The organism is Billgrantia pellis, assembly GCF_008297955.1.
Classification (GTDB): Bacteria; Pseudomonadota; Gammaproteobacteria; order Pseudomonadales; family Halomonadaceae; genus Halomonas; species Halomonas pellis.
The window spans coordinates 23,617-49,618 of sequence record NZ_VTPY01000001.1 but is presented as its reverse complement, the minus strand read 5'-3'; the positions used below and the strand labels follow the sequence as shown (position 1 = coordinate 49,618).

The following is a 26,002-nucleotide window of genomic DNA, read 5'->3' as shown; positions in this document are numbered from 1 at the left end:
GCCCATTGGGGCGGCTTCTGCGTTCCGGACTCAAGCCAGCCAGAGCGCACGTCCAAGCAGCCACAACGTGAACATCCCCAGCGCCGCCAGACTCAAGGGCGGGGTAGTGAGTCGACGCTGCCAACGACGTCGTAGTTCGAGCCCTAGGGGTCGCATGAAAGCGGCTCCCAACGCCCAGACCCCAAGGGCGATCGCCGGCAAGCGCAGCGGCAACGACAACCCGCTGATCAACTCAGGCCGTGCCAACAGCCACAGCGCCAACGCCGCCGCCAGCAACATGGCCGCCAACGTCAACCACATCGGCTCGCTGCGCAACTCTGACATCATCGTCTCGTCTCCTCGCCTGTCGCCTGTCACTTAGACAAGGCTTAGCGCTTCCCTTCCCCCGATGCCAATGCTGCATAACGGCAAAAGTTATACACCTTGCAATCTCAAGCTCAGCATATGCAAGGAAGTAAAATTAGACTCGTTTCAATTGTTCCCAACGAACAGCACGATGCGCCAATAACAAAATTAAACAGGACTTTTAGAAACAGTGTTCCTATACTCTTCACAGTCCAAGCCGCCGGATCTTCCGGCGCTCGCCAGAAATCAGGAGGACGCTGTGATGAAAACGACTCGTCTGCTATCCGTGGTGACCATCACCGCCGGCTTTACCCTCGCCAGTCAGGCGGCCTTGGCCTATGGTGCCGGAGATGCCTTCGTGCGTGGCGGTTTCGCCAAATCCGATACCCCCTCAGACAACGGTATTGCCGACGGTATCAGTAGTGGTGAGACCGGCTTCACCTACGGGGCTGGCTACCTGTTCCACGACAAGGTGGGTATCGAACTGAATGGCTCCGAGAAAATCGAGCATGACGTGGCGCTCGGCGGTGGCACAGGCACGATCGACCGCATGCCGGTCAATCTGTTGGTGAACTACTATCCGCTTGGCGGGTTGGATTCCAAAGTGCAGCCTTACGTCGGCGCTGGGGTCAATTACACCCGCTTCTCCGGGGAGCCGGAAGGCATCGACGCGCGTCGCTCCTATGGCGCCGTGGGTCAGGTCGGGGTCGACCTGGCCATTACCGACAACTTCATGCTCAATGGCTTTGCCAACTACGCCGATGTCGATTCCCGGATCACCGCCGACGGCGAGCGCATCGGCACCGCCAAGGTCGATCCGATGACCATCGGTGGCGGTGTCACCTTCCGCTTCTAAGCCTAACGATGTCGTGTCGCATCGAAACGCCGGGCCCCGCGTCCGGCGTTCTTCGTCTGGCTGCCTTATCCGCCCGGCTGATCAAACCATAAGCCATCTTGAATAGGCGCTTTGAGGTACCGGAACAACTCTTGCTGTGGGTCAATACTCCGCCGCCAGGCACTGAGTAGACTGACTTCGTTCGGCGGTAGCCCAGGCTACCCTTCTGCCAACGACAGGAGTCGACCCATGCCCAAGCAAGTCCTTCCCTCTCTATTAACCGCCGGCCTCGCGGCGACGGCCCTTCTCGCCAGCAGCCAGGCGCTCGCCTACAACCAGGGCGATTTCATCGCCCGTGTGGGTGTCGCTCATGTCGATCCCAAGAATGACAATGGCAGCCTGGCGGACGGCACCCTTGATGTCGATGTGCGCAGCGATACCAACCTGGGCTTTACCCTAGGCTATCTGTTCCATGACAAGCTCGGCGTCGAGCTGCTGGCAGCGCTGCCGTTCAAGCACGATATTCGGCTAAACGGTGACGAGGTCGCTTCCACCAAGCACTTGCCACCGACGCTGACCTTGCAGTACTACCCGCTGGGTGGTACCGGCGCCCAGGTACAGCCCTATGCCGGTATCGGCATCAACTATACGCACTTCTTCGACGAGTCGAGCGATCTGGGGGACCTGAAGCTGGAGAACTCATGGGGCGCTGCGGGTCAAGTCGGCGTCGACTTTCGCCTGAGCGACAATTGGGGCGTGAACGCGGCCGCCTGGTACATCGATATCGATACCGACGTCAGCCTGGACGGTGACGAACTGGGGTCGGCGAACATCGATCCCTGGGTCTTCATGGCCGGCGCAAGCTATCGCTTCTGATAGTCTTGGGTAAGACAATGACGAGGCCCACCTATCTGACTGGCCTCGTCATGCTCGGCCGGGTCAGCATGGGCGATGTCGGGACAGGTCAAGCCAATGCGCGCTTCGACCCGGCCATACGGAGGGCATCCTGATGCCACCCGCCCGTCAGTTCTCGGTCACCAAGCGATCGATCTCCTCCACGGCCTTGCACATTAATAGGCGGTCCTGTGGACGTGCCCCTTCCTGAATCAGGTAAGCGGCCACGGCCGGCGCAACCTCGCATTTTTCCGGCATCGGCGCTTCGGCCTCGATCAGCGCATCCAAACGTGCGATGAAGACGAACCGCAGCCACTGAGGCAACGCCATGGTGTCGATACAGAAAGGCTGCTGGCTTTCGAACGCCTCGGAGTCGGGCGGCGTCATACGCCACATGTGGGTCGCCTTCATGGTGGCCTCGAGGCGGCGAAGCGCAACGTCGAGTTCCTCGTGGACAGTCATGAGATCTCCTGTTTGGCTGTGCCGACATTATCTCACAACACCGGCGCCCTATCGTCTCCCGTCAACGCTTCCCACGTTCGTTTCAAGGCGCTTTTGTGGAGACGGCTGGCCAGCAAGAATCTTGCGCAGGAAATCCTGCGTGCGAGGATCACGCGGCGCATTAAACAGCTGTGCGGGCGGCCCCTGCTCGACGATGCGCCCCCCCTCCATGAACACCACCCGGTCCGCCACATCCCGGGCAAAACTCATCTCATGGGTAACCACCAGCATGGTCTGTCGCTCACGCGCCAGCTGTTTCATCAACGTTAGTACCTCTTCCACCCATTCGGGGTCCAGCGACGAGGTCGGCTCGTCGAACAGTATCACCTCGGCTTGGGCGGCCATGGCACGGCCGATGCCGACACGCTGCTGCTGACCGCCGGAGAGCGAGGCCGGATAGGCATCCGCGCGGTCGGTCAGGCCGATGCGCCGAAGAATTTCCCGGGCTCGCTCGTGCGCCTTGGCCTTGGGCCAACGATTGACCACGATCAGCCCTTCGGCAATGTTCTCGAGCGCTGTCTTGTGGGCGAACAGGGCATAATTCTGGAAAACGAACGCCGTGCGTCGTCGCGCCGCCAGGATGTCGGCACGGCTGGCCCGCGTGACGTCAACGTCGAGATCGCCGATGACCAGACGGCCGGCGTCCGGACGCTCAAGAAAGTTGATGCAGCGAAGCAGCGTCGATTTGCCCGTCCCCGAAGGACCGATCACCACGATGATCTCGCCCTGCTCAATCTTCAGGTCGATGCCATCGAGTACGGTATTGTCACCGAAGCGCTTGACGAGGTTGGCGATCCTGATCATCGACGATACGCCCTATTGAGTTTCACCTCGAGCCATCTCTGGAACCAGGCCAGCAACTCGACGATGATCCAGTACATGATCGCCACCGTGATGAAGGCTTCGAAGTAAAGGAAGCTACCGGCCGCTTCTTTCTGCGTTGCCCCCATCAGCTCCGTGACACCCAGCGTAAAGGCCAGCGATGTCGCCTTGATCATGTCGATGAAGTAATTCATCAGGGTGGGCACGGCGACGCGTGTCGCCTGAGGCAGGACGATGCGCCGCATCAGTTGACCGTTGGTCATGCCGATCGACAGGGCCGCCTCGGTCTGGCTACGGTCGACCCCGACAATGGCGGCGCGTATCGATTCTGCCATGTAGGCAGAGAAGTGCAGCGTAAGTCCCATGATGGTCGCGGTGATGCCATTGATGTGGGTCAGGAAGGCCAGCAGCTGCGGTAGGCCATAGTAGAACAGGAACAGCTGCACAAGCAGCGGCGTGCCGCGAAAGAACGAGATGAACAGCATCGTGGCGGCGTTCAACCCCGGTATTTTCAGCACGCGAATCACGGCCAGGCCGCAGGACAGGAAAAGGGCCAGGACCATGCCCGCCGCGGCCATCTGCAGCGTCAGCGGCAGATAGCGCAGCAGGACGGGCACAAGCCCCAGCATGTAGTCGAAGTCGAGAACTCGCACGTCGGAATGCCCGGATTACGGCCGCGTGATGTCGGTACCGAACCAACGCTCGGAAATCGCCGTCAAGGTGCCGTCCTCGCGTAGCGCGGCGAGCGCTTCGTCGACCCGGTCCCGCAGCGCACGGTCCGCTTCGGTGTCGCGGAACGGCAGTGCGTTGCGAATGCTCGAGAACGGTTCGCCGGCAAGTTGTAAAGGCAGCGGCTTTTCCTGGATCACTTGACTGGCGCTGACCCGGTCCATGACGAAGGCATCGACGCGACCCAGCGCCGTATCCTGCTCGATGTTGCTGTCGTAAGTACGGATATCGATCTCGTCGGCGAAAGGCAGCTCACGCAACAACTGCTCATAGTTCGAGCCGAGGTTGACGGCGACACGCTTGCCCCGGAGATCCTCGACGCCCGCTATTTCTTCGTTGCCGGCTCTCACCACCACCTGAGCACCGTCATAGACGTAAGGTTCGGTGAAGAGGTACTGGGCCTGCCGCTCCTCGGTGATAGTGATCTGGTTGGCGATGGTATCGATACGGCCGGATTCGAGCATGCCGAACAGGCCGGAGAAGTTGGCGGTCTCGAACTCGACCTCGACTCCCAGCTCCTCGCCCACGGCACGCATGACATCCACTTCAAAGCCCTTGAGCGTATCCTGCTCGACGAAAGTGAAAGGAAAATAGCTACCCGACATGCCCACCTTGAGCACGTCATTTGCCTGGGCGAGACCACTGGCTAGACCCAGAACCCCGGACAGCACCACCGCTGCGGCAAGGGAACGCTTCATGACCGCCTCCTTAATATTGATTTGGAATATTGGACACCAATCTTATTCCTCCCAAGCAGCTACAGTACATAAAGAATACCGCACGGCTCCAATAGCCCTTGGTTATGTCAGCCATAGCGTAGCTGCGTGAGGGGGTAATGCACAGATTCCCTGAAAGAGGCTGTGGATAAGCTATGGAAACCCGCCGCGGTAGCAGAGAATCCGTGGGATCGCCAGGGATGGTCATTTCTTGACCATCCTCGGCGACAAGCGCCGTGGGATGGCTGACAAGCCCCCGGCCGACACGGTAGAGTGCACGCTCGAATGGGAGTCGACATGCAGCCGATCCACACGCTTCACGATTTCTTCACGCGCACGGGCGCAGAGGTGCACCTCTACCACATGGGCCGTCGAGTGGAGCCGTGCGCCCTCGATACCTTGTCGCGCTTCGAGAAAGGCGCGGTCCCCTGGCCGTTACCCTGGCAGGGCCAGGCGCGCCTAGGCATCGTATTTCGCTTGGGCGACCTGAACGATCCGCTGATCTGGTTTCTTGCGCTGCCCCTCGATGAACAGGGGCAACTGGTACCGGCCCCCCGCGATGCCTTCCTGGAACGCCTGTTGGTCACTCTGGGCCGCAATGCCGCGCGTGTCGGCAGCACGACGGAAAATGACGAGGCGGTGGATAATTTGATGCAGGACAATCCGCTGGCCTTTACCCCCTCGCTACCTTTCCAGGCCATGCTGCATGCCCGCGCCACGCATGACATGGGTAAACCGGGCAGTCCTCATCTGGAGCCGGTGGCGGCCTACCTCAGCGGTCAACAGGAGGTCGATTGGCAATTTCTGGGGTTGCAGGGGTTGGCCGATTTCGCCGTGCGTCTGGACGCCGCCGACGCCCGAGAATTGACGGCGCGACTGCCGACGCTGCCGCGCGAAGTGCTGATTTCGCTATGCTACTGTCTGGAGCATGTAGCGGTGCCGGATGCGCTAGCACGAATAGTGCGTGAACGCGGCGAACGAGCCGCGATTCAGGGCGACCTGGAAGCTCTTTGCGCCTGTCTGCGGGCCGTCGGCAGCGCCTCCGAGGCGGTCGCCGGCCCCTGGATCGATAGTCTGCTCGACGATGCCTCGGCTTGTGGTCCCGACCTGCTGGCAGCCATCGCCGGGCGCAACTGGATGCACCTGGAAGATGCCGAGCGCCTCCCGCGATACCTGATGCGGCTGGCGGAGCAACCTCGGGCCGACTTCGCCAACGCCGCTCGCGACCTGGCGTTGATTCCCCGGCTGCGCCTGCCGGTACTGGTGACCCTGCGCGAAGCGTCGCCGGACTCCGTCATCGGCCGGCGCCTAGCCAGGCTCGGCCAATGAGCATGAGTCGCTGGAACTGAACGCGATGAAGGAACTTCCCTACACGCCCAAGGCCGTGATCGGTCGACGCGAGATGGTCACTTTGCCGGAAATCGGCATGACGGTGTGCGCCAAGGTGGACACCGGAGCGCGCACTTCTGCGTTGCACGCCGAGGATATCGAGATCTTCGAGGAAGAGGGACATTTGTGGGTCAGCTTCACGACTCGCAGCGGCGGCAAGGAAACACCGCCTCACGTATTCCGTACCCACCTCCATGATCGTCGCCGCGTGACCAGTTCCAATGGGCAAAAGGAGTGGCGCTACGTCATTCGCACGCCGCTGCAGATGGGTAAACTGGAGATGATGGTCGAGCTGACGCTGGCCGATCGTCGCGACATGAGTCACCCCATGCTGCTCGGCCGTCGCGCCCTGCGCCGCCTGCTGGTGGCCCCCGGGGCCACTTTCCTGCATGGCGAACCCTGATCACCGGCATTACGCTCCGGAGCCTTCGATGCATATCGCGCTGTTGTCCCGCAACCGCAATCTCTACTCCACCCGCCGACTGGTGGAGGCCGCCGAACAACGCGGCCATAAGGTCCGGGTGATCGATACCCTGCGCTGCTACATGAGCATTGCCGCGCATCATCCCTCGATTCACTACAAAGGGGAGGAAATCGAGCGCTTCGACGCCGTCATTCCGCGCATTGGCGCCTCGGTCACCTTTTACGGTTGCGCCGTATTGCGCCAGTTCGAGATGATGGGTACTTACGTACTCAACGATTCGGTGGCAATCACTCGTTCGCGCGACAAGCTGCGCTCGCTGCAACTGCTCTCGCGCAAGGGGCTGGGCCTGCCGATTACCGGTTTCGCCCATTCGCCGGATGACATTCCCGACCTGATTACTATGGTCAAGGGTGCGCCCTTGGTAATCAAGTTGCTGGAGGGCACCCAAGGCATCGGCGTCGTGCTGGCCGAGACCAACCAGGCGGCGGAATCGGTGATCCAGGCTTTCATGGGCATGAAAGCCAACATCATGGTTCAGGAGTACATCAAGGAGGCCCGCGGCGCCGATATCCGCTGCTTCGTGATCGGTGACAAGGTAGTTGCCTCGATGAAACGACAGGCGGCAGAGGGCGAGTTTCGGTCCAACCTGCATCGCGGCGGAACGGCCAGCCTCATTCGCATCACTCCCGAGGAACGCTCCACGGCGATCCGCGCCGCCAAGGCGATGGGCTTGCGGGTCGCAGGGGTCGACCTGCTGCGCGCCAATCATGGTCCGGTGATCATGGAAGTCAATTCCTCGCCGGGGTTGCAGGGCATCGAGACCGCGACAGGCAAGGATATCGCCGGGTTGATCATCGAGCATATCGAGAAGAACGCCTCTTCCACGCGCAAGACCAAGGCGCCTCCTAAGCCCAAGGGGTAATTGCGAGAAAAGCGCCCGAATTTGTAGAAAGGTTACATATTTTGGCTGCGGGGCTAGCAAAACAGTGTTTCCCCCGCCACAATCTGCGTCACCGGAGGAGGTGACCGCTCATGTTTCTCGATAATCGCCAAGTGGCGATGGACAGCGTGTTGGAAGCGCTGGCTGACAGCATCGATTACTTTCAGGACAATCTCGAGCGCCTGCGTCCTTCGCTGCGCGAGGCCCTGAAGCCCCACTACGAGTCCCGGGCCAAGGCGACGCGCAAGCTACAGGAACTGGCCCGTCGCCACCTCGACCTGCTGCCCCGAGACGCTGACGTCGAACGCGACGATTACATGTGGCTATGGAGCCGGCTGAAAAGCTTCGTGGGCAATGAAAGCCAGGTCGTCATCGGCGAACTGCTCGAGCAGGAGCGGGTGCTGATGCAAGCGTTGGCCACCCTCTATACGCATCCGCTCCCCGCCCCCTTGGAGCCGGTCGTGGAGCAGTGCTGGAGGGATTGCCGTGCGCTGATCCGCGAACTCTATCGCCAGCAGAAGCAGCGGCGACGCTAGTCCGTACGGCGTCGACTAGTTCGCGTACTCCCGCTTCGGTTCCAGTTCCAACCATTGCTGCCAGGTGGGCGGGGCGATCTGCAGCGGCTCCAACGGCCCCAGGAAATAGGGTTCGCGCCCCCACACGTATAGGTCCCCCACCGTGGCCGCCCGTGCCACCCATTCTCGCGCCCTTAGCCGCCATAGCCCCGTTACCTGACGCTCTGGCGTGGCGCATCCACTCACTTCGAGCCCGAGCGCATCGGCAATGAAGAGAGCCCGAGGCAGATGCCAGACCTGGGTGATCAAGAGTGCCCGCTCGACGCCGAACACATCCCGCGCCCGCGCCAGGGTATCGAAGGTACTGAAACCAGCGTAATCGAGGGTCATGTCCCGATCGCGCACGGACTGGGCGCGTAGGTCGCGCCACATGGTGACGGGCTCATTGTAATAGCGGGTGCGGTTGTCGCCGGAAAGCAATAAATGCTCGATGCGACCGAGGCGGATCAAGCGCGAAGCAGCATGGATTCGCGCATCGAAGTGGGGGTTGCGCAAGCCGCTGCGAGTCCAGTGCGAGGTGCCAAACACGATGCCGACCCGGTCAGGGCCGCACAGCGGCAGCTCACGCTCGATGCGCGAGTAAGTCTGCCCCAGCACCCAGAGATTGGCGGCAACGAACAGCACGGCCGCCAGTAGCAGCACGCTCCCCAGCGACATCAGTACTATCTTGAAGGAGTTCCATACCACCGCGCGCATCGATATCCCGAACCAGGAAGAGGTACCGCAAGCCCAGACGCTTGACGAGGACGACGCTCAGGCCTGTCCACCATCGGAGCGAAGCCTCGCATGCTGGATGGCCCAACCGCAGACAGCGTCTCGGGCAGGCTCCAAGCTCGGCCGCGGTTCCGGCACTCGGTCAGAACATGCCAAGCTCGAGCTTCGCCTCGTCGCTCATCATCTCACGGCTCCAGGGCGGATCGAAAACGATATCGAGATGAACCCGGTCGATCTGGGAAGCGCCGAGGATCTTGTTGCGTGCATCGGCGGCGATCACATCGCCCATACCGCAGCCCGGTGCCGTCAAGGTCATGCGGATGGTGACCACGCGCTCGCCGCTGATCAGGCGCTCGATGCGACAACCGTAGACCAGCCCCAAATCTACGATATTGACCGGAATCTCCGGATCGAAACAAGTCCGCAACTGATCCCACACGAAGCGCTCGATCTCTTCCTCGGAAGCCTCTTCCGACAAGGTCGGCCGTGGCAGCGGCTCCAGTCCCAGAGCATCGAGATTGCTGCCCTCAATGAGGTAGAGCCGTCCCTCGTAGCCAACGCTGACCGAGCTGCCCTTGGCCTGCATCACACTGACCACGCAGTCTTCCGGTAGCGTCACCGTCTTGCCGAAGGGGATGGAGATGGCATCGACATCACGCTGAAGGGGCAGTGTCTGTCCCTTCTCGAGGCTCGCTATCTGTTCGATGGTCGACATGCTCAGCGCACCATTCCGACGACACGTTCGAGAGACTCGGCGAAGACCTCGACCTCTTCCAGCGTGTTGTAAACGGCGAACGATGCTCGGCAGGTCGCCGTCACGCCGAAGTGCGCCAGCAACGGCTGGGCACAATGGTTGCCGGTGCGAATCGCCACGCCCAACTGGTCGATCAACAGCGCGATGTCCTGAGAGTGCACCCCGTCGACGACGAAGGAGAGCACGCCGGCCTTGTCCGGCGCCGTTCCCAGAAGCCGCAGCCCTTCGATACGCGATATGGCCGCAGTGGCCCGCTCCAGCAGGATCGATTCCCAGCCGCCGATGCGCTCGATCCCCACGTTGTCGACCCAGTCGAGCGCCACGCCCAAGGCGATCACCTCGGCGATGGCCGGCGTGCCCGCCTCGAATTTGTGGGGCACCTCGGCGAAGGTGGTCGGCACATCGAAGGAGACGCTCTTGATCATCTCGCCACCACCCTGCCACGGCGGCATCGCCTCGAGCAGCTCGGCCTTGCCGTAAAGCGCGCCGGCGCCGGTGGGCCCATAGACCTTGTGCCCCGAGAAGGTGTAGAAGTCGGCGTCGATTTCGCGCACATCGATTCGCTGATGCGGAGCCGCCTGGGCGCCGTCGACCAGAATTCGCGCGCCGTGCTGGTGCGCGATTGCCGCCAACTCGCCGACGGGGTTGACCGTACCGAAGGCGTTGGAGACATGATTCACCGCCACGAGCCGAGTGCGCTCGGTGAACAGCGCACGGTAGGCCGCCAGATCGAGCACGCCGCGCTCGTCCACCGGGATCACCTTGACCACGACACCGAGCTGGCTCGCCAGCAGTTGCCACGGCACGATGTTGGAGTGGTGCTCAAGAAGCGACACCAGCACCTCGTCGCCCGCTTTCAGGTTGGCACGCCCCCAGCTGTTGGCCACCAGGTTGATCGCCTCGGTGGTACCGCGGGTGAAGACGATCTCGCGCCGATCGGCCGCCCCCAGAAAGGCGCGTACCGTCTCGCGCGTCGCTTCATAGGCCGCCGTTGCCTCGTCGGCCAGGGTATGCAGGCCGCGATGAATGTTGGCGTTATAACGGCTGTAGTAGTCGCGGAAGGTATCGATCACCGCCAGCGGCGTCTGGCTGGTCGCCGCGTTGTCCAGGTAGACCAGCGGCCGGCCGTGCACCTGCCGTTCGAGGATCGGAAACTGTGCGCGGATCCCGGCCACGTCGAGGGCCGGGACGTTGAGCGCGCGCTCGGTGGCCAGGTGGTTCATCGCGTTCTCCTCACTCACTCGTCGTGCAGGGCCATGGCGGCTTCCACCAGCCCAGCCAGGTTGAAGCGCTCCGGCAGCTTGCCGGCCACGGCCAGCTCCACGCGTTCGGCGATGGCATCCAGGCTCACTTGCTCCATCACCTCACCAGCGAAGGCCAGGGTCAGCAGGCCGCGAGCGGTCTGCTCATCGATACCGCGGGTGCGCAGGACGAACACGGCTTCCTCGTCGAGCTGCCCCGTGGTGGTGCCGTGGGAGCACTTGACGTCATCGGCGTAGATTTCGAGTTCCGGCTTGGCGTCGATCTCGGCACGGTCGGAGAGCAGCAGGTTGGCATTGCTCTGGAAACCTTCGATCTTCTGGCTGTCGCGCTTGACCACCACCTTGCCGTTGAAGACGCCGCGGGCACGGTCGTCGAGGATGCCCTTGTAGTTCTCGTTGGAAAACGTGAGCGGCGCATTGTGGTTGGCCAGGGTATGGTTGTCGATATGCTGACGCCCCTGGCCGTAGAACAGCCCGTAGAAATTGGCTTCGGCTCCCTGACCGTTGAGTTCGCTGATCAGGTCGTTGCGCACCAGGCCCCCGCCCAGGTTCAGGTTGAACGAGGTATAGCGGCTGTCGCGGTTCTGCTCCACGTGAATGCTGGCCACGTGGAGATCGCCAAGCGGCGCCTCCTGGAGCTTGTAGTGGGTCAGAATCGCCCCGCGGTCGAGCATCAGCTCGGCCACCAGGTTGGTGAAATTGGCTGCCTCGCTCTCACCAACGTGATGTTCGATCAGGGTGGCCTGGCTGCGTCCTCCGGCCTCGATCAGAATGCGCGGATGGCTCATCACCGGCGTGTCGTTGGCCCGCGAGAGGAACTGCAGGACGATCGGTTTCTCGACGATGCTGCCCGGCGCCAGGCGCACCACGGCGCCCTCCTCCATGAAGGCGGTATTGAGCGCCGAGAAGGGCGAGAACTCGACGCCGGTCAGCCGGCCCAGTGGGCCGCCCACGGCCTCGTGATTCTCGGCCAACGCCTGGGACAGCGGCAGCACGGCCACGCCGCTGGGCAGATTGCCCAGGTCGGAGAGTGCCGGCGCGAACACGCCGTCGACGAAGGTCAGGCGATAGGCCTCGATGGGCAGCGTGAGCGCCGCCGCCGACGCGGGCGAGAACGCGGCGCTATCGGTCAACGCGAAGTTGCCGCGAGCGATGGCGCGCACATCGGTGTATTTCCACGCCTCGTCGCGCCGAGTCGGGAATCCCAGTGCCTCGAAGCGTGCGGCACCGGCCTGTCGCCGCGCGGCGATCCAGGTCGGCTCGGTCCCGCGGCTTGCGTTGCGCTCCGCAAGACGGTCGAGAAAGACTGTCACCTCGCTTGACTGCTGTTCGACATCCCTCATGCGGTAGTTTCCTCCACGACCCAGTCATAACCACGGGTCTCGAGTTCACGCGCCAGTTCGGCACTACCACTCTTGACGATGCGACCGTCGACCAGCACATGGACTCGGTCGGGCACGATGTAATCAAGAAGACGCTGGTAATGAGTCACCAGCAAGATGCCGCGATCCTCGGCACGCAGGCTGTTGACGCCATCGGCTACCACGCGCATGGCGTCGATGTCGAGGCCGGAGTCGATCTCGTCGAGCATGGCCAGCTTCGGCTGCAGCACCAGCATCTGCAGTATCTCGTTGCGCTTCTTCTCGCCACCCGAGAAGCCCTCGTTGACGGCGCGCTGGAGAAAGCTGGCGTCCATCTTCATTTGCGCCAGTTTTTCCTTGACCAGTTTCATGAACTCGGGGGCCGGAATCTCGCCCTCGCCGCGCGCCTCGCGCTGGGCATTGAGCGCCGCCTTGAGCAGGTAGATGTTCTTCACCCCCGGGATCTCCACCGGATACTGGAAACCCAGCAGCAGTCCCGCCTGGGCGCGCTCCTCGATCTCCATCTCCAGCACGTCGCGGCCCTCGAAGGCGATCGTCCCGCCGGTGACCTCATAGCCATCCTTGCCCGCGATCACCGCCGACAGCGTAGACTTGCCGGCCCCATTGGGGCCCATGATGGCATGCACTTCCCCGGCGTTGATGGTCAGGTTGAGCCCCTTGAGGATTTCCTTGCCTTCCACCGTGACGTACAGATCCTTGACTTCGAGCATCTTGAGTACCTTTTCGATTCTGGCGAGCCGTCGATGCGACCCGAAAAATGGATTCAACCGCGCAGCCGTTTCCTCAACCAACAGCGCCTTCTAGGGTCACGTTCAGCAGTGCTTCCGCCTCCACCGCAAATTCCATCGGCAGCTCTTGGAACACGTCCTTGCAGAAGCCGTTGACGATCATGCTCACCGCATCCTCCTCGGAGATACCGCGGCTCTGGCAGTAGAACAACTGGTCCTCGCCGATCTTGGAGGTGGTCGCCTCGTGCTCGATGGTCGCGGTGCTGTTGCCGATCTCCTGGTAGGGGAACGTGTGGGCGCCACACTGGTCGCCGATCAGCAGCGAGTCGCACTGAGTGAAGTTGCGCGCGCCCTTGGCCCGCGGCCCGATCTTCACCAGCCCGCGGTAGGACTGGTTGCTCCTGCCGGCGGAGATGCCCTTGGAGACGATATAGGAACGAGTGCCCTCGCCGATGTGAATCATCTTGGTGCCGGTATCGGCCTGCTGGCGGCCGTTGGTCACCGCCACGGAGTAGAACTCGCCGATGCTATCCTTCCCGCGCAGCACGCAGGAAGGATACTTCCATGTGATGGCGGAGCCGGTCTCGACCTGGGTCCAACTGATGCGCGAACGATCACCGCGGCAATCGCCACGCTTGGTGACGAAGTTGTAAATGCCGCCCTTGCCATCTTCGTCGCCGGGGTACCAGTTCTGGACCGTGGAGTACTTGATATAGGCGTCGTCCAACGCCACCAGCTCAACCACCGCGGCGTGAAGCTGGTTCTCGTCGCGCATCGGCGCGGTGCAACCTTCCAGGTAGGAGACCTGGGCGCCCTCCTCGCAGATGATCAGCGTGCGCTCGAACTGGCCGGTATTGGCGGCGTTGATGCGGAAGTAGGTGGAGAGTTCCATCGGGCAGGTCACGCCCTTGGGCACGAACACGAACGAGCCGTCGGTAAAGACCGCCGAGTTGAGCGCGGCGAAGTAGTTGTCGGCCACCGGCACCACCGTTCCCAGGTACTGCTTGATCAGCTCCGGGTAGTCGCGGATCGCTTCGGAGATCGAGCAAAAGATCACACCCGCCTCGTGCAGTTTTTCCTTGAAGGTGGTGGTCACTGATACGGAGTCGAACACCGCATCCACCGCCACGCCGGCCAGCGCAGCGCGTTCATGCAGCGGAATGCCCAGCTTCTCGTAGGTCTCGAGCAGCTTGGGGTCGACCTCATCGAGGCTTTGAGGGCGATCCTCGGGGCGCTTGGGCGCGCTGTAGTAGGAGATCGCCTGGTAGTCGATCGACGGATAATCCAGGTGCGCCCAGGACGGCGGCGTCATTTTGAGCCACTGATGGTAGGCTTTGAGGCGCCACTCAAGCATCCACTCGGGCTCACCCTTTTTGTTGGAAATGAAGGCGATGACGCTCTCGTCGAGCCCCGGCGGTACCGTATCGCTTTCGATATCCGTCACGAACCCTTCTTTATATTCGCGACGGACCAGCTGTTCCATTTCCTGAGTTGCCATGGTCTCTCCCCCTCCCGGGCGGTTGGGTCGGCGAGCGAGCTCGCCTCGGGTAATGAATCCGGTTCGGTGGCTCAGGCCGTGTCGACGGCCAGGCTCACGCTCTGTATGGGCAGTTGCACCGGCAGCTTGATCGGCGCGGCATCGGCCAAATGGGCCAGGGTCACGCTGTCGAGCAGAGTGCGAACGGCCAGCGACACGCGCTTCCAGTTGTCGGAGACGCCGCAGGTGGCCAGCAGGTCGCAGTCCCCCTCGGCGTGACTGCACTCCGTCATCGCTACCGGCCCTTCGATGGCGGTGATGATGTCGATCGCGGTAATCCGCGAGGCCGGCCGAGCCAATGAATAGCCGCCTTGCGCCCCACGCCGCGACTCCAGCAGCCCCGCCCGAACCAGCATCTTCAATGTCTTGCTGACAGTGGGATGCGGCAATTGCACAGTCTCGGCCAGCTCCGCTGCTGCATGGGGCTGCTCGGGATGCCGAGCGATCTGCGCCAGGATCACCGCAGCGTAGTCGGTCAGGCGGGAAAGCTTCAGCATGCCTGTCTCCTGGGTTCACTGTGAGGGCCAATTACCCTGCACTGCATTTCGTACCATTTTAGTCCTGTATGAAATCGATGTGAAGTCCCAGGCAAGAATGCGGCATGTTGGACGCGCGTTCGCAGCCGTTCACATCAAAACGACAATCATTCTCATAAAGTTCTGCTATCGAGTGTTTGGGGAAGGGCGTGTTGGCGGCAGGGGAAAAGCCGCGGCCCGCCTCAGCGAAATGAGGCGGGCCGTTGATTGCGGGCGGTTACGAAAGGATCGCCCTGGCGCAGTCGGCGCTCGCGTTCGCGACACCACAGGAGCAGATCATCGCCCGGCATTGCCTTGGCGTAGAGAAAGCCCTGGGCCTGGTCGCAGCCCAGCTCACGCAAAATGTGGTGCTGCGGTTCGGTCTCGACGCCTTCGGCGGTAACTTCCAGGTTCAGGGCGTGTCCCACTTCAATCAGGCACGCCATCAACTTTCGCGCTCGAACGTCCTGCTCCATTCCGCTGACGAAGGCGCGATCGATCTTGAGTCCGGTAATCGGCAGGTGGCGCAGGTACTCGAAGGAGGAGAAGCCGGTGCCGAAATCATCGACACTCACATGGATACCAAAGCCGCACATGCGCTCCAGCGCCAGCTTGGCGGCAAACAGATCGTGCATCAACGCACTTTCGGTAATCTCGATCTCGAGCAAGGCAGGATCCATGTCGGTTTCCTGTACGCGCTGCCTGAGCTCCTCGAGAAGCACGTCGTCCATCAGGTTGCGTACCGAGAAGTTGATGCTGACACGGTTACCGTAGCGCATGGCGAAATCGCAGGCTTCGTTCAATACGAAGCGCGTTACCGGCGCGATCAGTGTGGTGTTCTCGACCTTGGGCATGAATAGCCCGGGCGACACCAGGGAGCCGCTTTCGTCGCGCCAGCGGATCAGCCCCTCGCAGCCGTTGATGCGGCCATCCCTCAGACGTACCTTGGGCTGGTAGTGCAGCTCGAATTCCCCCAGTTCCAGGCCGCGTCGCACCCGCGCGATCAATTTCACGTTCTGTACGCTGCGCCGCGCGAAGGAGGGCTGGAAATGACAGTGGGAGCGATGCTTCTCCGAGGCCGCCAGCATGGCGATCCGCGCCTCGCGAATCAGGCTTCCCGGCGTATCCTGCTCGTGCTGCTGCAGGGTACTGCCCAGTACCAATTGAACCCGTAGCGGCACTCCGAGCACTACCAAGTTGTCCTCGCCCAATTCCACCACGCGCAGGGCAAGCCGCTCGAGCTCTTCGCGTGCGACCGGCCAGAACAGCAGCATCAGCTCGGCATCATTAAGACGATAGCAGCCGGCCAGGTTGGGTCCCAGGCGCGAGAAACGTTCGCTCATCGCCACCGCCAGCGCGTCGGAGGCGTCGGCTCCCAGTGCCTCGACGACGTCATCCAGATCATCGAGGCGCACCAGCACCAGACCGACCGTTCGCCCGTCCTGCCGCGGGTGGCGCCACAACCAGCGGGTCAGGTCCGATTCCAGAGCGATATCATTGGGCAGCCCGGCACGCGGATCGGTGCGTGCCGCCAGTTCCATGCTGATTCGGCTCTGCTGTAGACGCTCGAACAGTCCACCGGCAAAGCCACCAATGACCAGGAACAGACCCAGCCGAATCAGCCAGTTGAGCATCGTCTGCGATTCACCGGTTGCCACCGAGAGCGGCATCACCGCCATCAGCAGACCCGCAGCGAACGCGACCGTCAGGGAACCCTTCCAGGTGTACCAGGCCCCTGCCAGCAGCACCGGAATCAACATCAGGTAGGGATAGGCGTAACGTGTTCCCCCCGTGACATAGACAAGGGCCGCGCCCAGCGCCAGCAATGCAGTCAGCACGATGCCCCGAAGCAAGTGGCGCAGTGCAGCGGGGCAGGCCTGCCAGCGACTCTCCAGGGTCTGTCGGCTCCCGGAACTCGAACCCTTGAGTACCATGCTTCCCCCATTCCCGATGACAGGATTCGTTATGGTTTTTATCACTCTGAAGGGTATACAAAAATGCCCCACTCCACCTATCCGGGCCTCAACGCTTCCCTAAGCGATGCGAAAAGCCTGACGGATTGATTCCAGGCGACCGTTACGTGCGGCTCGCCGGCGTCGGCATCGCCTGGCATGCTCAGCGACGGTTTGACTGGCGAGTGCGGCTCGCATTCGCCAGACTTGGGGAAAGGGTTAGCGGTATCAGCCAAGGAATATCGAAACGCCACATTGACGAGGCATCTCCATGCGTAATCTGAAACTCGACCGCATCGACCGCATGCTGCTTGAAGCTTTACAGCAGGACGCCCGTCTGACCACTGCCGAGTTGGCCGAACTGGTCAGCCTGTCTCCCTCACCCTGCGCTCGGCGCATCCGCCGACTCGAGCAAGCCGGCCTGATCACTCGTTACCGCGCCGAGTTGGACAAGGACATGCTGGAATTGTCGCTGACCGCCTTCGTCCGGGTGCGACTCGATCATCAGGCTCACGCCAGCGAAGCGTTCGAATCGGCCATGCGCGACCAGGCGGAAGTCATTCACTGTCACGCCCTGTCAGGTGCCTTCGATTACCAGCTCCAAGTCATCACGGAGGATTTCCGCCGCTTCGAAGCCTGGCTGCGCTGGCTCCAGCAACTCTCCATGGTGAGCTCAGTGGATAGCAGTTTTGCCCTTCGCACGGTCAAGGAGAACGGTCCCCTGCCGCTATCAGGGCTCGATACGACACCCTAGCCTGAAACGACGGCGGAACGAACGGAGGCAGCATGTCGCAGGCGCTCATCACCGTATTCGGTGGGACCGGCTTTCTCGGTGACCATGTGGTGAGGGAACTGGTGGAAGCGGGCCATGCGGTGCGCATCGCGGCGCGAAACCCACGCCTGCCCGCATGGGCCGAAGCCATCGATCCGCTCGAGGGAGTCTCGGCCGACATTCGCTGCGAGGCGGATGTGGCGAGAGCGATCGAGGGTGCCGACGGCGTGGTCAACGCCGTTAGCCTCTATGTGGAACATAAGCACCTGCGCTTCGAGGATATCCATGTTCAAGGTGCCGCACGGGTCGCCAGGCTTTCCCGGCAATGCGGCATACCTTCACTGATACAGTTATCGGGTATCGGAGTCGACCCCGCCTCGCGCTCCCGTTACGTCAGCGCCAGGGGGCGCGGGGAGGCGGCTGTCATCGAGGCCTATCCCAAAGCGATCATTCTCCGACCGAGCGTCATGTTCGGCCCCAACGACACCTTTCTCAGCCGCTTGGCGGAACTGACCCGGTTACCCTTCGTTCCGCTCTTCGGGTACGGCGACACACGACTGCAGCCGGTACACGTGGTCGACATCGCACGTTCGATTGCCCGGCTGCTGAGCGCTGTACCCAGCGAACGCCGTCTGTTCGAATTGGGAGGGCCCGACATCCTGTCCTACCGGGAGTTACTGCTTCAGGTCATGGCTTACCTCAAACGGGAGCGACCGCTAGTGCCGGTTCCGTTTGCCCTGTGGCAGGCCATCGCCCTGCTTGTCTCCCCACTGCCCGGCCCGCCGCTGACTCGCGATCAGGTCATCATGATGGCCAATGACAATGTGGTCGAGCCTGGTGTGGGCAGTTTCGAGGATCTCGAAATACGCCCCCGCTCGCTGCGAGATTACCTGCCGGCATGCTTGGGGCCGGCAGGCTGAGCGATTATTCTGCAGCAGCATCACCCGCAATGGCTCATTCGCTTCCTTAGTCCTGAGAGGACCTCGATGGCCATGTACGAAAAAACCGCAGCGCGGTTTTCTCGCTTTATCCATTACCCGCCAGGGCAATTAATTCTACGTTTTTTACCCAATGTTCCCTGGTGTGCTTCAAGAGCACCTGAACAAAACAAACAGTGCATTTACTAGCTTTGAATGATGGATTTTTGTGAGTTGGCTTTTTGCCGTTAGAATAGATAAAGCTCTCCCTAGCGAACGCAGGAGCATGGGATCGTATGAATCTCGGCGGAACGCTCAAGCAACTTCGGCTTGAGCGGGACATGACCCTTTCCCAGCTGGCCAAGGAAGTGGGGTCTCACGTAGGCAATCTTTCACGAATCGAACGGGGCACGGCCAAGCCCAGCCTGGATTTGCTGTACCGAATCGCCGCGGCACTGGACTACCATCTAGCGGATATCTTTTCGCTGGGTGATGAACAGCATTTCATCGATTCCCGCCAGGCGACACTCAACATGACGTTCCTGGGCCTGCCCGAAGAGGATCAGCATCTCCTGCTGGAGTTCGCTCGCTTGTTGAAAGCCCGTGCCACACGGCAGCAGCCATTGCCGGGCCCGCAGGGTGAGCCTCCGCTCGGCAAGCCAGGCAAGGCGCCTGTCCTCGAAACCTAGTATCGAGTAGCGATTTCACTTCGTCTCGCCCTCCTTTCGCTTCGACGACGGCTTATTCCCAGCGCCAGCCATGTCGCTGCCACCAAGCCAAGGCGATGTCTCGGTTCTCCTCGTTGGCACTCTCGTCCAACACGGCGTTCAGGCGCACATAGTCCCCACCGGTCTGCGCCATGACGCGGGGATCCTGCGTGGCCAGCTGCAGCGCATAGAGCACCAGCATCAGTTCGTAAGGATCCTGGCTGTCGATGAGGCCGAAGAGGAGTGAAATGGCTGGTTCACCGATTTGCCCCAGACGCTCCGCCGCGATATACCAGACCCGCGGATGCTCTTCCCCACCGTAGACATCGACGAAGCGGCGATCGGCCAGACGACTGATGTAGTAATGCGCCTCGTCCTCTTCCGTCACGAAGAGTGGCGGCTTCCAGAACCGGTCTTCCCTCGACGTGGCGACCGGTGTCACTTCCTGCTGTGTCGTTTCGCCTGTAGCGGGCGGTGCGGCAGGTGCTTCTTCTGTGGGCGCTGTCGGCGAGCTGGTGCAAGCGCCAATAAGCATGGCAAGCAGTAGCCCACCGGCAATTCGATTAAACGCCATCGCTCTTCGCTCCTGTCCGGCGATTTTCGTATGTCTCGTGTTGTACGCTTTCGAATACCTTCTGGCCAGCTCCGGTAGCGACCGCGACACAGGGCACCGCCGCTTGCTGATCAATTCGAATCGAGCAGCAGCGGAGCCAGCGCATCCGCTAGAGCCGGGGCCATGCCAACCGCGTTGCTATGGTGAACGATGCAGTCCGTGCTCCAGACCTCGCCCACCCCGGCGCGTCGTAGAACGTCGAGCGCGTCCCCGGCGAACAAAGCGTGCGTAACCGCAACATCCACGGAAACGGCACCGGCGGTCAATACCCGCTCGGCGGCCCTGGCCAGGGTATGCCCTGAACTGGCAATGTCATCCATGAGCACGACCCGACGCCCCTTCACGTTGATGGCGGGTAGCGTGATGTCGACCTGGCGGTCGCCATGGCGCGCCTTGTTGCAGACGCCATAATCGAGACCGGTGACGCGGGCGGCGCGCTCGACCCACTGGACCGATTCGCTATCGGGCCCCAGCAACAGCGCGTCGGAACGCGTCTCGGCGATCATCTCGGCCAGCTGCGGGGCCCCGGAAAGCGCCAGGGCGTGCTTCAGAGGGATAGCCTGCTCGAGCCGATCGATACGATGCAGGTGGGGATCGACGGTCAACACGGCATCGAACAGTTCACCGAGAAAACCGCCCACGAGCCGTTGACTGACCAACTCGCCGGAATGAAAGGCAATGTCCTGGCGCATGTAAGCCAGATAGGGCGCCACCAGGATCAGTCGCGTCACCCCGCACTGGCGGGCGTGGCGAGCGAGCAGCATCAGTTCGACGAGCTTCTCGTTGGGGTGGGCGAGGCTACGATAGACCACCAGCGGGTCCGGCAGGTTGGTATCCTCGCCGAACGGTAGCCGCAGACACAGCTCCTCGTCCGGAAAGCGGTGACGTGCCACGCGATGCTCCGCAAGGGAAGCCGCCGAGGCCAGGTTCATGGCGGGAATACGTTCGTCTTCGAAATAGAGCAGGCCTGCACTCATCACAACTCCAGTTACAAGCGCTTGATCTTCCTTCGCACCGAGACGTTACCCGTTCAGGCGTGCGCAGCCGACAGACACACGTGGTGCTCCTACAGAAGGGCAGCATTGACGCGAGAGGGCTTCTTCTCGCTCTGTACCCATTCTGCCATGATCCAACGCAGGCCATGGCTTGGCCACCTCTTCTTGCGTCAGAATGAGTGGCGCCTGAACCGTCCCATCAGAGCGTGCTGTTCCCATTTCTGCCACTATTGCTTCCAATAACAGAGCAAGATCCGAGGAGGTAGTATGAAATTCGTCATCATGGGTAGCGGCGGTGTGGGTGGATATTTCGGTGCACGTCTTGCCGAGGCTGGCGAGGACGTGACCTTCGTCGCACGTGGCGAACATCTGGCTGCCATGCAGCGCGACGGCCTCAGGGTTTCAAGCATCAAGGGCGACATCTACCTGTCATCCGTTCGGGCTACCGATGACCCTGCCTCGGTGGGCGTGGCGGACTGCGTGATTGTCGCCGTCAAAGCCTGGCAAGTGCGTGAGGCAGCGGAAGCGATTCGCCCCCTGGTCGGCCCCGACAACATGGTCCTGCCATTGGAAAATGGCGTGGAGGCCGCCGATATTCTTGCCGAAGTGCTGGGTGCCGGCCCGGTACTCGAAGGCCTGTGCGGCATTCTGGCCTGGCGCGAGGCCCCTGGCCATATACGTCATGCCGGCGTGGATCCGTTCGTGCGCCTTGGTGAGCGAGACAGCCGGAGCAGCGAACGTACCGCCCGACTCAAGGCCGCCTTCGATCGAGCCCATGGAGTAAACGCCGAGATCCCCGATGACATTCAGGTCTCCCTGTGGAGCAAGTTCCTGTTCATCTGCGCCATGAGCGGTATCGGTAGCATCACCCGGGCGCCTATCGGTATCACGCGCCAGCTTCCCGAAACACGGGCAATGATCGAAGCGATGCTGGAGGAGATCGATGATGTCGCACGTGGGCTTGGGGTAGCCTTCCCCGATGACGCCGTCACCCGCGCCATGCAGTTCATCGATGCCATGCCGGCCGACAGCATCTCCTCCATGCAGCGCAACATCATGGCAGGAGAGCCCTCCGAGCTGGAATCGCAGAACGGCGCGGTGGTGCGACTGGGACGCGCCGTCGGCGTGGCAACCCCCACCCATGCGATGGTATACGCAGCGTTGATTCCTCAGGAACGGGCAGCCCGGGGAGAGGGACCCGGTATCGACTGAAACATTGACGGCAAAATGTCTCGTTGGGCCCAGTGGTCGGCGGCCAAGAATGCGATATTCTGTTAATCACTGCCCTACCCATACACCGCCGGAGCCCGCTCATGACTCAGTTGCCTCATAACGCCCCGGGCCAGCGCTGGAATGCGACGAACTATGCCCATCATGCCGATTTCGTGGCCGAGCTAGGCGAGGACGTGGCCCGTCTTCTCTCTCCCCGGCCGGGCGAACGCATCCTCGATTTGGGTTGCGGGGACGGCGCGCTGACAGAGAAGCTCGCGGCATCCGGCGCCGGCATAATCGGCATCGACGCTTCCGTCGACATGGTCGATGCCGCCCGTAAGCGTGGGCTTGATGCCCGGGTCATGGATGCCCATCACTTGGCCTTCGAGCATGAATTCGACGCCGTCTTCAGTAATGCCGCCCTGCACTGGATGCTAAACCATGAAGCGGTGATCGCCGGCATACATCGTTCACTCAAACCGGGCGGTCGCTTCGTTGCCGAATTCGGCGGACATGGCAATGTGGCTGCCATCTGTACGGCTCTACTGGCGGCGCTTCAGGCCCGCGGGATCAGTGGTAAGGCCCGTTTCCCCTGGTACTTCCCCACCCCAGAAGAGTATCGCCTGACCCTTGAGGCAGCCGACTTTCGGGTTGATGCCATCGAACTGATCCCTCGCCCCACGCCGCTTCCCACCGGCATGGTCGGCTGGCTGACAACCTTTGCCAGCCCTTTCCTGCACGGGCTCGAGGAGGAGGTTCGCGAGGCGGTGCTGAACGATGCGGTCTCACTGCTCACTTATAGCCTTTGTGACAGCCGCGGAAACTGGACGGCCGACTACGTACGCTTGAGGGTCGTTGCCCATCGCCTATGAGGACACCTTCGCGGACCGAGAAAGACATGAGGCACCACTCGGGTGCCTCCGCCTGCTGCGTGGATGACTTCAGCGTATCGGCTCGAGCGGACTCCAGTCCTTGCGATTGGCAAGGAATTCGGGCCGTGGGCGATTGCCGCAGAAAGGATTGACCAGACCGTTCTCGACACTGTTGTAGACGAAGAACAGGTTGCTGCGCGGCCAACAGGACATGTTCATATTCGAGCCGTGCATGGTGTTGCACTCGAACATTACCAGTGAGCCGGCCGACCCCTTGGGCGCCTCGATACCCCCCTGGACCATCAGGTCACGCAGGCTGGCATTGTCGGGCACGCCGACTTCCTGGCTCTTGAGCGACTCCTTGTAATTATCCGTTGGGGTCCGCCCCACGCAGGGTACGAACATCTTGTGCGATCCTGGGATCAGCATCAGTGGGCCGTTGAATTCGCCATTGTCGGTCAGGATGATGGAACAGCTCAACGAACGCATGCGCGGCATGCCGTCCTCGCTGTGCCAAGTCTCGAAGTCGGAGTGCCAGTCGAACCCCTTGCCCTTGAAACCGGGCTTGTAGTTGATACGCGACTGATGAATGTAGACATCACTGCCCAGCAATTGCTGGACCATCGCCAGCAGCCTTGGGTCGCGGGTCAACCGGCTAAAGCGTTCGGAGATTTCATGAATGCCGAAGATGGAACGAATCTCCTGGCGTCCAGGCTCCAGGATGGTGCCCTCGGAGAGCTTGAGGTCCTCATCTTCCTCGTAGTCACGCAGCTCCTGGATGAAAGCTTCCATTTCATCCTTGTCGAAGTAGTTCTCGAACGAGAGAAACCCTTTCTCTTCGTAATCGCGCAACTGTTCCTCGCTCAGTGGGCCATCTCGACGTTGTGCGCCTTCGCTGTATAGCACCGGATCGAAGCGCTCGAACATGCCCAACTTGCGCTCCAACCGAGTCGGAAAGAGATCTTGGGTATCATTCATTCCATCCTCCTTGATACTTGCAGAACTTGCCATTCGTTGGCAGGTAACTCATCACCCTAGTCACTGTATACTTCGGCTGCAAAAGCATTTTGTTGCATGTCATTGCTGTCCTGTACACTCGTGCTCGCGTCAGCCATTATTCTCGCCGGGGAGCGGCCTCAGAACGTCGGATCGATTCAACAGGTCAACCTGACGACACAGACGGTGACGTTGACGGCGTGATGCCAGCCGCTTGGTATCCCAGGTGGCCGGGACCAGGCCCCGACTCGGTTCGTGATCGATGTAATCGAACTGGCGTTCCGCCCCGACCGGCAGGTCCTCGGAGCCATAAACGCAGATGAGGCGTATGGTGAGGGAAAGGAATGTCACATCCCCGGTGGGCCTGAGCCCATCCATTCCCATGTTGCCCGCCTGGGCCAAACGCAGCGTCAGCTCGCCGAAGCTATCGATATGAACGAAGCCCCCCGGCTCCAGGGGGCCTTGGTGCGAGCCATCCTTGTCGATCGGCGCATTGCTGGCGGCATTCCTTCCTTGGCGCTGCCGACCCTCCACCTCGGCCCGCTGATCGTAGGTATCCTTGCGATCCGTCACATCAACGGTGATCACTCCGATCGAGGTTCTCAGCTCGGCAATGATGTGCTGAAGGAAAATGGGCTCCGCACTCATGTTGCTGATAATGCAAAGCGCATCGATGCCGCTTTTCCTGCCGCGGTTGATCAGCAGGCGTGGCCGTCGCTGCCGGCGAAAGCCGAGATAGAGCAATTGGGCATAGACCAGCCATATCAGCAGTGTGCCGATATTGGTCAGCACGGTGAGGGCGTCGACATGCCGGGACAGCCACTCGAACACGGCAATCCTCCCTGATGGCACCGAGCGGATCAGCCCCGCTGATAGGTACCCACGAGTCGATTCATGCCTAGGAGATGAGGCTCGAGCTGTTTCAACAGCTCAACGATATCCAGGCCCTCGGGCAGGTCGGTCGGCTTGTCGAGCGCCAGCACCCAGAAGTAGTAGTGGTGAACCCCATGCCCTTCGGGTGGCATCGGGCCGCCATAGCCCAGCTTGCCGAAGTCGTTCTTGCCACGCGTTCCCTCAGCACAGCCCTCGGCCAGCGACGTGGTGGATCCCGGCAGGTTATAGAGCAGCCAGTGAACGAAACCGTAGCCACCCCTCTGTACCAGGGGAGCATCGGGATCATGACAGATCACGGCATATCCCTTGGTTCCGTCCGGCGCATCTCGCCAAGCCAGCGTCGGTGATACATCGTCGCCTTCACCGGTGTGGCGGGTCGGGATGGCGCCATGTGCCTGGAAAGCGGAACTCTCCAGCTGTATCTTCGAAAGCGCAAAAGCCATGGGTAAACTCCTCCTGTCGTAGCCTGCGAAAAGGCGGAAGGTGCCGAAACAGCGTCGGAAAAAGGGGTTAGACTGTCAACATGAAGCGACTGCTGATCGTGGCCCATGCGCCCTCGTCCAATACCCAGGCCCTCCGTGACGCCGCTGAGCGTGGCGCCAGCCATCCCGACATCACGGATATTGAAGTGGTGACCAAGCCTCCTCTCGACGCCGGCCCTAAGGACGTGCTGGCGTGCCACGCCATCCTCCTCGGCACCACCGAGAACCTCGGCTACATGAGCGGGGCGCTGAAGGATTTCTTTGACCGCAGCTATTACGCGGTGCTGGAGGAAAAGCAGGGACTGCCCTGCGCGTTGTATGTCCGCGCCGGGCACGACGGTACCGGCACACGCCGGGCGGTGGAGAGCATTGTCACCGGACTACGCTGGCGCTGGGTGCAGGAGCCGCTCATCCTGCATGGCGAGTGGCGGGACGGCTACGTCGAGGAAGTGGAGGAGTTAGGACGCTATCTTGCCGCCGGCCTCGAAGCCGGCGTACTGTAGCGCCAGTACGGAACGGCACCCCGAA

30 protein-coding genes are annotated in these 26,002 nt (G+C 61.6%); 12 read left to right on the top strand and 18 right to left on the bottom strand.

All coding sequences use genetic code 11. The features are described from left to right. Positions 1 to 30: 30 nt before the first annotated feature. Entirely contained in the window at positions 31 to 327 is a 297-nt protein-coding gene (locus F0A17_RS00270) for a hypothetical protein (RefSeq protein WP_149326361.1), read from the bottom strand. Positions 328 to 607: 280 nt separating this feature from the next. On the opposite strand from F0A17_RS00270, the gene F0A17_RS00265 reads away from it, so the two are divergent. Beyond that, positions 608 to 1,201 carry an OmpW/AlkL family protein gene (locus tag F0A17_RS00265; protein ID WP_149326360.1) on the top strand — a complete coding sequence of 198 codons (594 nt, stop codon included), beginning with the start codon at positions 608 to 610 and terminating at the stop codon, positions 1,199 to 1,201. 228 nt (positions 1,202 to 1,429) lie between these two features. After that, the gene (locus F0A17_RS00260; protein ID WP_149326359.1) at positions 1,430 to 2,056 is read left to right on the top strand and encodes an OmpW/AlkL family protein; all 627 of its coding nucleotides are present in this window, start codon (positions 1,430 to 1,432) and stop codon (positions 2,054 to 2,056) included. Positions 2,057 to 2,203: 147 nt separating this feature from the next. On the opposite strand, the gene F0A17_RS00255 is transcribed toward F0A17_RS00260, so the two are convergent. From F0A17_RS00255 to F0A17_RS00240, 4 genes are read right to left on the bottom strand one after another with little or no spacing between them, the layout of a single operon-like run. After that, on the bottom strand, positions 2,204 to 2,536 hold the full coding sequence (locus tag F0A17_RS00255) for a YqcC family protein (protein ID WP_149326358.1): 333 nt from the start codon (positions 2,534 to 2,536) through the stop codon (positions 2,204 to 2,206). A gap of 48 nt (positions 2,537 to 2,584) precedes the next feature. Continuing rightward, positions 2,585 to 3,379 carry an amino acid ABC transporter ATP-binding protein gene (locus F0A17_RS00250; RefSeq protein ID WP_149326357.1) on the bottom strand — a complete coding sequence of 265 codons (795 nt, stop codon included), beginning with the start codon at positions 3,377 to 3,379 and terminating at the stop codon, positions 2,585 to 2,587. Then, entirely contained in the window at positions 3,376 to 4,050 is a 675-nt protein-coding gene (locus F0A17_RS00245) for an amino acid ABC transporter permease (RefSeq protein WP_149326356.1), read from the bottom strand. The genes F0A17_RS00250 and F0A17_RS00245 overlap by 4 nt, the downstream gene beginning before the upstream one ends. Positions 4,051 to 4,065: 15 nt before the next feature. Then, on the bottom strand, positions 4,066 to 4,824 hold the full coding sequence (locus F0A17_RS00240) for an amino acid ABC transporter substrate-binding protein (protein ID WP_149326355.1): 759 nt from the start codon (positions 4,822 to 4,824) through the stop codon (positions 4,066 to 4,068). Positions 4,825 to 5,139: 315 nt separating this feature from the next. Here F0A17_RS00240 and F0A17_RS00235 point away from each other — a divergent pair, with 315 nt between their 5' ends. The 4 genes from F0A17_RS00235 to F0A17_RS00220 all read left to right on the top strand — a co-directional run bounded on the left by F0A17_RS00235 (position 5,140) and on the right by F0A17_RS00220 (position 8,131). Beyond that, entirely contained in the window at positions 5,140 to 6,171 is a 1,032-nt protein-coding gene (locus tag F0A17_RS00235) for a DUF3549 family protein (protein ID WP_149326354.1), read from the top strand. A gap of 25 nt (positions 6,172 to 6,196) precedes the next feature. Continuing rightward, a complete protein-coding gene (locus tag F0A17_RS00230; protein ID WP_149326353.1) occupies positions 6,197 to 6,634 on the top strand; it encodes an ATP-dependent zinc protease family protein in 438 nt (145 codons plus the stop codon). Positions 6,635 to 6,662: 28 nt separating this feature from the next. Then, positions 6,663 to 7,577, top strand: a complete 915-nt coding sequence (rimK, locus tag F0A17_RS00225) for a 30S ribosomal protein S6--L-glutamate ligase (protein WP_149326352.1) — start codon at positions 6,663 to 6,665, stop codon at positions 7,575 to 7,577. 110 nt (positions 7,578 to 7,687) lie between these two features. Continuing rightward, positions 7,688 to 8,131, top strand: a complete 444-nt coding sequence (locus tag F0A17_RS00220; protein ID WP_149326351.1) for a hypothetical protein — start codon at positions 7,688 to 7,690, stop codon at positions 8,129 to 8,131. Positions 8,132 to 8,146: 15 nt separating this feature from the next. Here the strand turns inward: F0A17_RS00220 and F0A17_RS00215 are convergent, their stop codons facing one another. The 8 genes from F0A17_RS00215 to F0A17_RS00180 all read right to left on the bottom strand — a co-directional run bounded on the left by F0A17_RS00215 (position 8,147) and on the right by F0A17_RS00180 (position 16,996). Continuing rightward, positions 8,147 to 8,866 (bottom strand): SanA/YdcF family protein, encoded by a 720-nt coding sequence (locus F0A17_RS00215; protein ID WP_149326350.1) that lies wholly within the window; start codon positions 8,864 to 8,866, stop codon positions 8,147 to 8,149. 160 nt (positions 8,867 to 9,026) lie between these two features. Beyond that, entirely contained in the window at positions 9,027 to 9,599 is a 573-nt protein-coding gene (sufT, locus tag F0A17_RS00210) for a putative Fe-S cluster assembly protein SufT (RefSeq protein ID WP_149326349.1), read from the bottom strand. 2 nt (positions 9,600 to 9,601) lie between these two features. Continuing rightward, positions 9,602 to 10,861: a cysteine desulfurase gene (locus tag F0A17_RS00205; RefSeq protein WP_149326348.1), complete on the bottom strand. Its 1,260-nt coding sequence runs from the start codon at positions 10,859 to 10,861 to the stop codon at positions 9,602 to 9,604. A 14-nt stretch (positions 10,862 to 10,875) separates the two neighbouring features. Further along, a complete protein-coding gene (gene sufD / locus F0A17_RS00200) occupies positions 10,876 to 12,243 on the bottom strand; it encodes a Fe-S cluster assembly protein SufD (protein ID WP_149326347.1) in 1,368 nt (455 codons plus the stop codon). Further along, a complete protein-coding gene (gene sufC / locus F0A17_RS00195; RefSeq protein ID WP_149326346.1) occupies positions 12,240 to 12,992 on the bottom strand; it encodes a Fe-S cluster assembly ATPase SufC in 753 nt (250 codons plus the stop codon). The genes sufD and sufC overlap by 4 nt, the downstream gene beginning before the upstream one ends. Positions 12,993 to 13,065: 73 nt before the next feature. Then, a complete protein-coding gene (gene sufB / locus F0A17_RS00190; protein WP_149326345.1) occupies positions 13,066 to 14,508 on the bottom strand; it encodes a Fe-S cluster assembly protein SufB in 1,443 nt (480 codons plus the stop codon). Between the two features lie 71 nt (positions 14,509 to 14,579). Further along, positions 14,580 to 15,044, bottom strand: coding sequence for an SUF system Fe-S cluster assembly regulator (locus F0A17_RS00185; RefSeq protein ID WP_149326344.1), 465 nt, complete (start codon positions 15,042 to 15,044; stop codon positions 14,580 to 14,582). A gap of 221 nt (positions 15,045 to 15,265) precedes the next feature. Next, a complete protein-coding gene (locus tag F0A17_RS00180; protein WP_149326343.1) occupies positions 15,266 to 16,996 on the bottom strand; it encodes a putative bifunctional diguanylate cyclase/phosphodiesterase in 1,731 nt (576 codons plus the stop codon). Positions 16,997 to 17,285: 289 nt separating this feature from the next. On the opposite strand from F0A17_RS00180, the gene F0A17_RS00175 reads away from it, so the two are divergent. The 3 genes from F0A17_RS00175 (at position 17,286) to F0A17_RS00165 (ending at position 19,392) form a co-directional block, all read left to right on the top strand. Next, complete coding sequence (locus F0A17_RS00175) at positions 17,286 to 17,768, top strand: Lrp/AsnC family transcriptional regulator (protein WP_149326342.1); 483 nt, start codon at positions 17,286 to 17,288, stop codon at positions 17,766 to 17,768. A gap of 32 nt (positions 17,769 to 17,800) precedes the next feature. Next, on the top strand, positions 17,801 to 18,706 hold the full coding sequence (locus tag F0A17_RS00170; RefSeq protein WP_149326341.1) for a complex I NDUFA9 subunit family protein: 906 nt from the start codon (positions 17,801 to 17,803) through the stop codon (positions 18,704 to 18,706). Positions 18,707 to 18,999: 293 nt separating this feature from the next. Then, positions 19,000 to 19,392 (top strand): helix-turn-helix transcriptional regulator, encoded by a 393-nt coding sequence (locus F0A17_RS00165; protein ID WP_149326340.1) that lies wholly within the window; start codon positions 19,000 to 19,002, stop codon positions 19,390 to 19,392. Positions 19,393 to 19,444: 52 nt separating this feature from the next. On the opposite strand, the gene F0A17_RS00160 is transcribed toward F0A17_RS00165, so the two are convergent. Together F0A17_RS00160 and F0A17_RS00155 are read right to left on the bottom strand one after the other, a co-directional pair. Next, positions 19,445 to 19,984 (bottom strand): hypothetical protein, encoded by a 540-nt coding sequence (locus tag F0A17_RS00160; protein WP_149326339.1) that lies wholly within the window; start codon positions 19,982 to 19,984, stop codon positions 19,445 to 19,447. Between the two features lie 110 nt (positions 19,985 to 20,094). Then, complete coding sequence (locus F0A17_RS00155; RefSeq protein ID WP_149326338.1) at positions 20,095 to 21,000, bottom strand: ribose-phosphate diphosphokinase; 906 nt, start codon at positions 20,998 to 21,000, stop codon at positions 20,095 to 20,097. Between the two features lie 285 nt (positions 21,001 to 21,285). Between F0A17_RS00155 and F0A17_RS00150 the strand changes: the two genes are divergently transcribed. Next, a complete protein-coding gene (locus F0A17_RS00150; RefSeq protein ID WP_149326337.1) occupies positions 21,286 to 22,230 on the top strand; it encodes a 2-dehydropantoate 2-reductase in 945 nt (314 codons plus the stop codon). A gap of 101 nt (positions 22,231 to 22,331) precedes the next feature. Next, a complete protein-coding gene (locus tag F0A17_RS00145; protein ID WP_149326336.1) occupies positions 22,332 to 23,102 on the top strand; it encodes a class I SAM-dependent methyltransferase in 771 nt (256 codons plus the stop codon). A gap of 69 nt (positions 23,103 to 23,171) precedes the next feature. On the opposite strand, the gene thpD is transcribed toward F0A17_RS00145, so the two are convergent. The 3 genes from thpD to F0A17_RS00130 form a co-directional block, all read right to left on the bottom strand. Next, complete coding sequence (gene thpD, locus F0A17_RS00140) at positions 23,172 to 24,080, bottom strand: ectoine hydroxylase (RefSeq protein WP_149326335.1); 909 nt, start codon at positions 24,078 to 24,080, stop codon at positions 23,172 to 23,174. A gap of 129 nt (positions 24,081 to 24,209) precedes the next feature. Further along, positions 24,210 to 24,929: a hypothetical protein gene (locus tag F0A17_RS00135; protein WP_149326334.1), complete on the bottom strand. Its 720-nt coding sequence runs from the start codon at positions 24,927 to 24,929 to the stop codon at positions 24,210 to 24,212. Positions 24,930 to 24,958: 29 nt separating this feature from the next. Next, positions 24,959 to 25,435: a YbhB/YbcL family Raf kinase inhibitor-like protein gene (locus F0A17_RS00130; protein ID WP_149326333.1), complete on the bottom strand. Its 477-nt coding sequence runs from the start codon at positions 25,433 to 25,435 to the stop codon at positions 24,959 to 24,961. Positions 25,436 to 25,515: 80 nt separating this feature from the next. On the opposite strand from F0A17_RS00130, the gene F0A17_RS00125 reads away from it, so the two are divergent. Continuing rightward, positions 25,516 to 25,977, top strand: coding sequence for a flavodoxin family protein (locus F0A17_RS00125; RefSeq protein WP_149326332.1), 462 nt, complete (start codon positions 25,516 to 25,518; stop codon positions 25,975 to 25,977). The last annotated feature ends 25 nt before the right edge of the window (positions 25,978 to 26,002 follow it).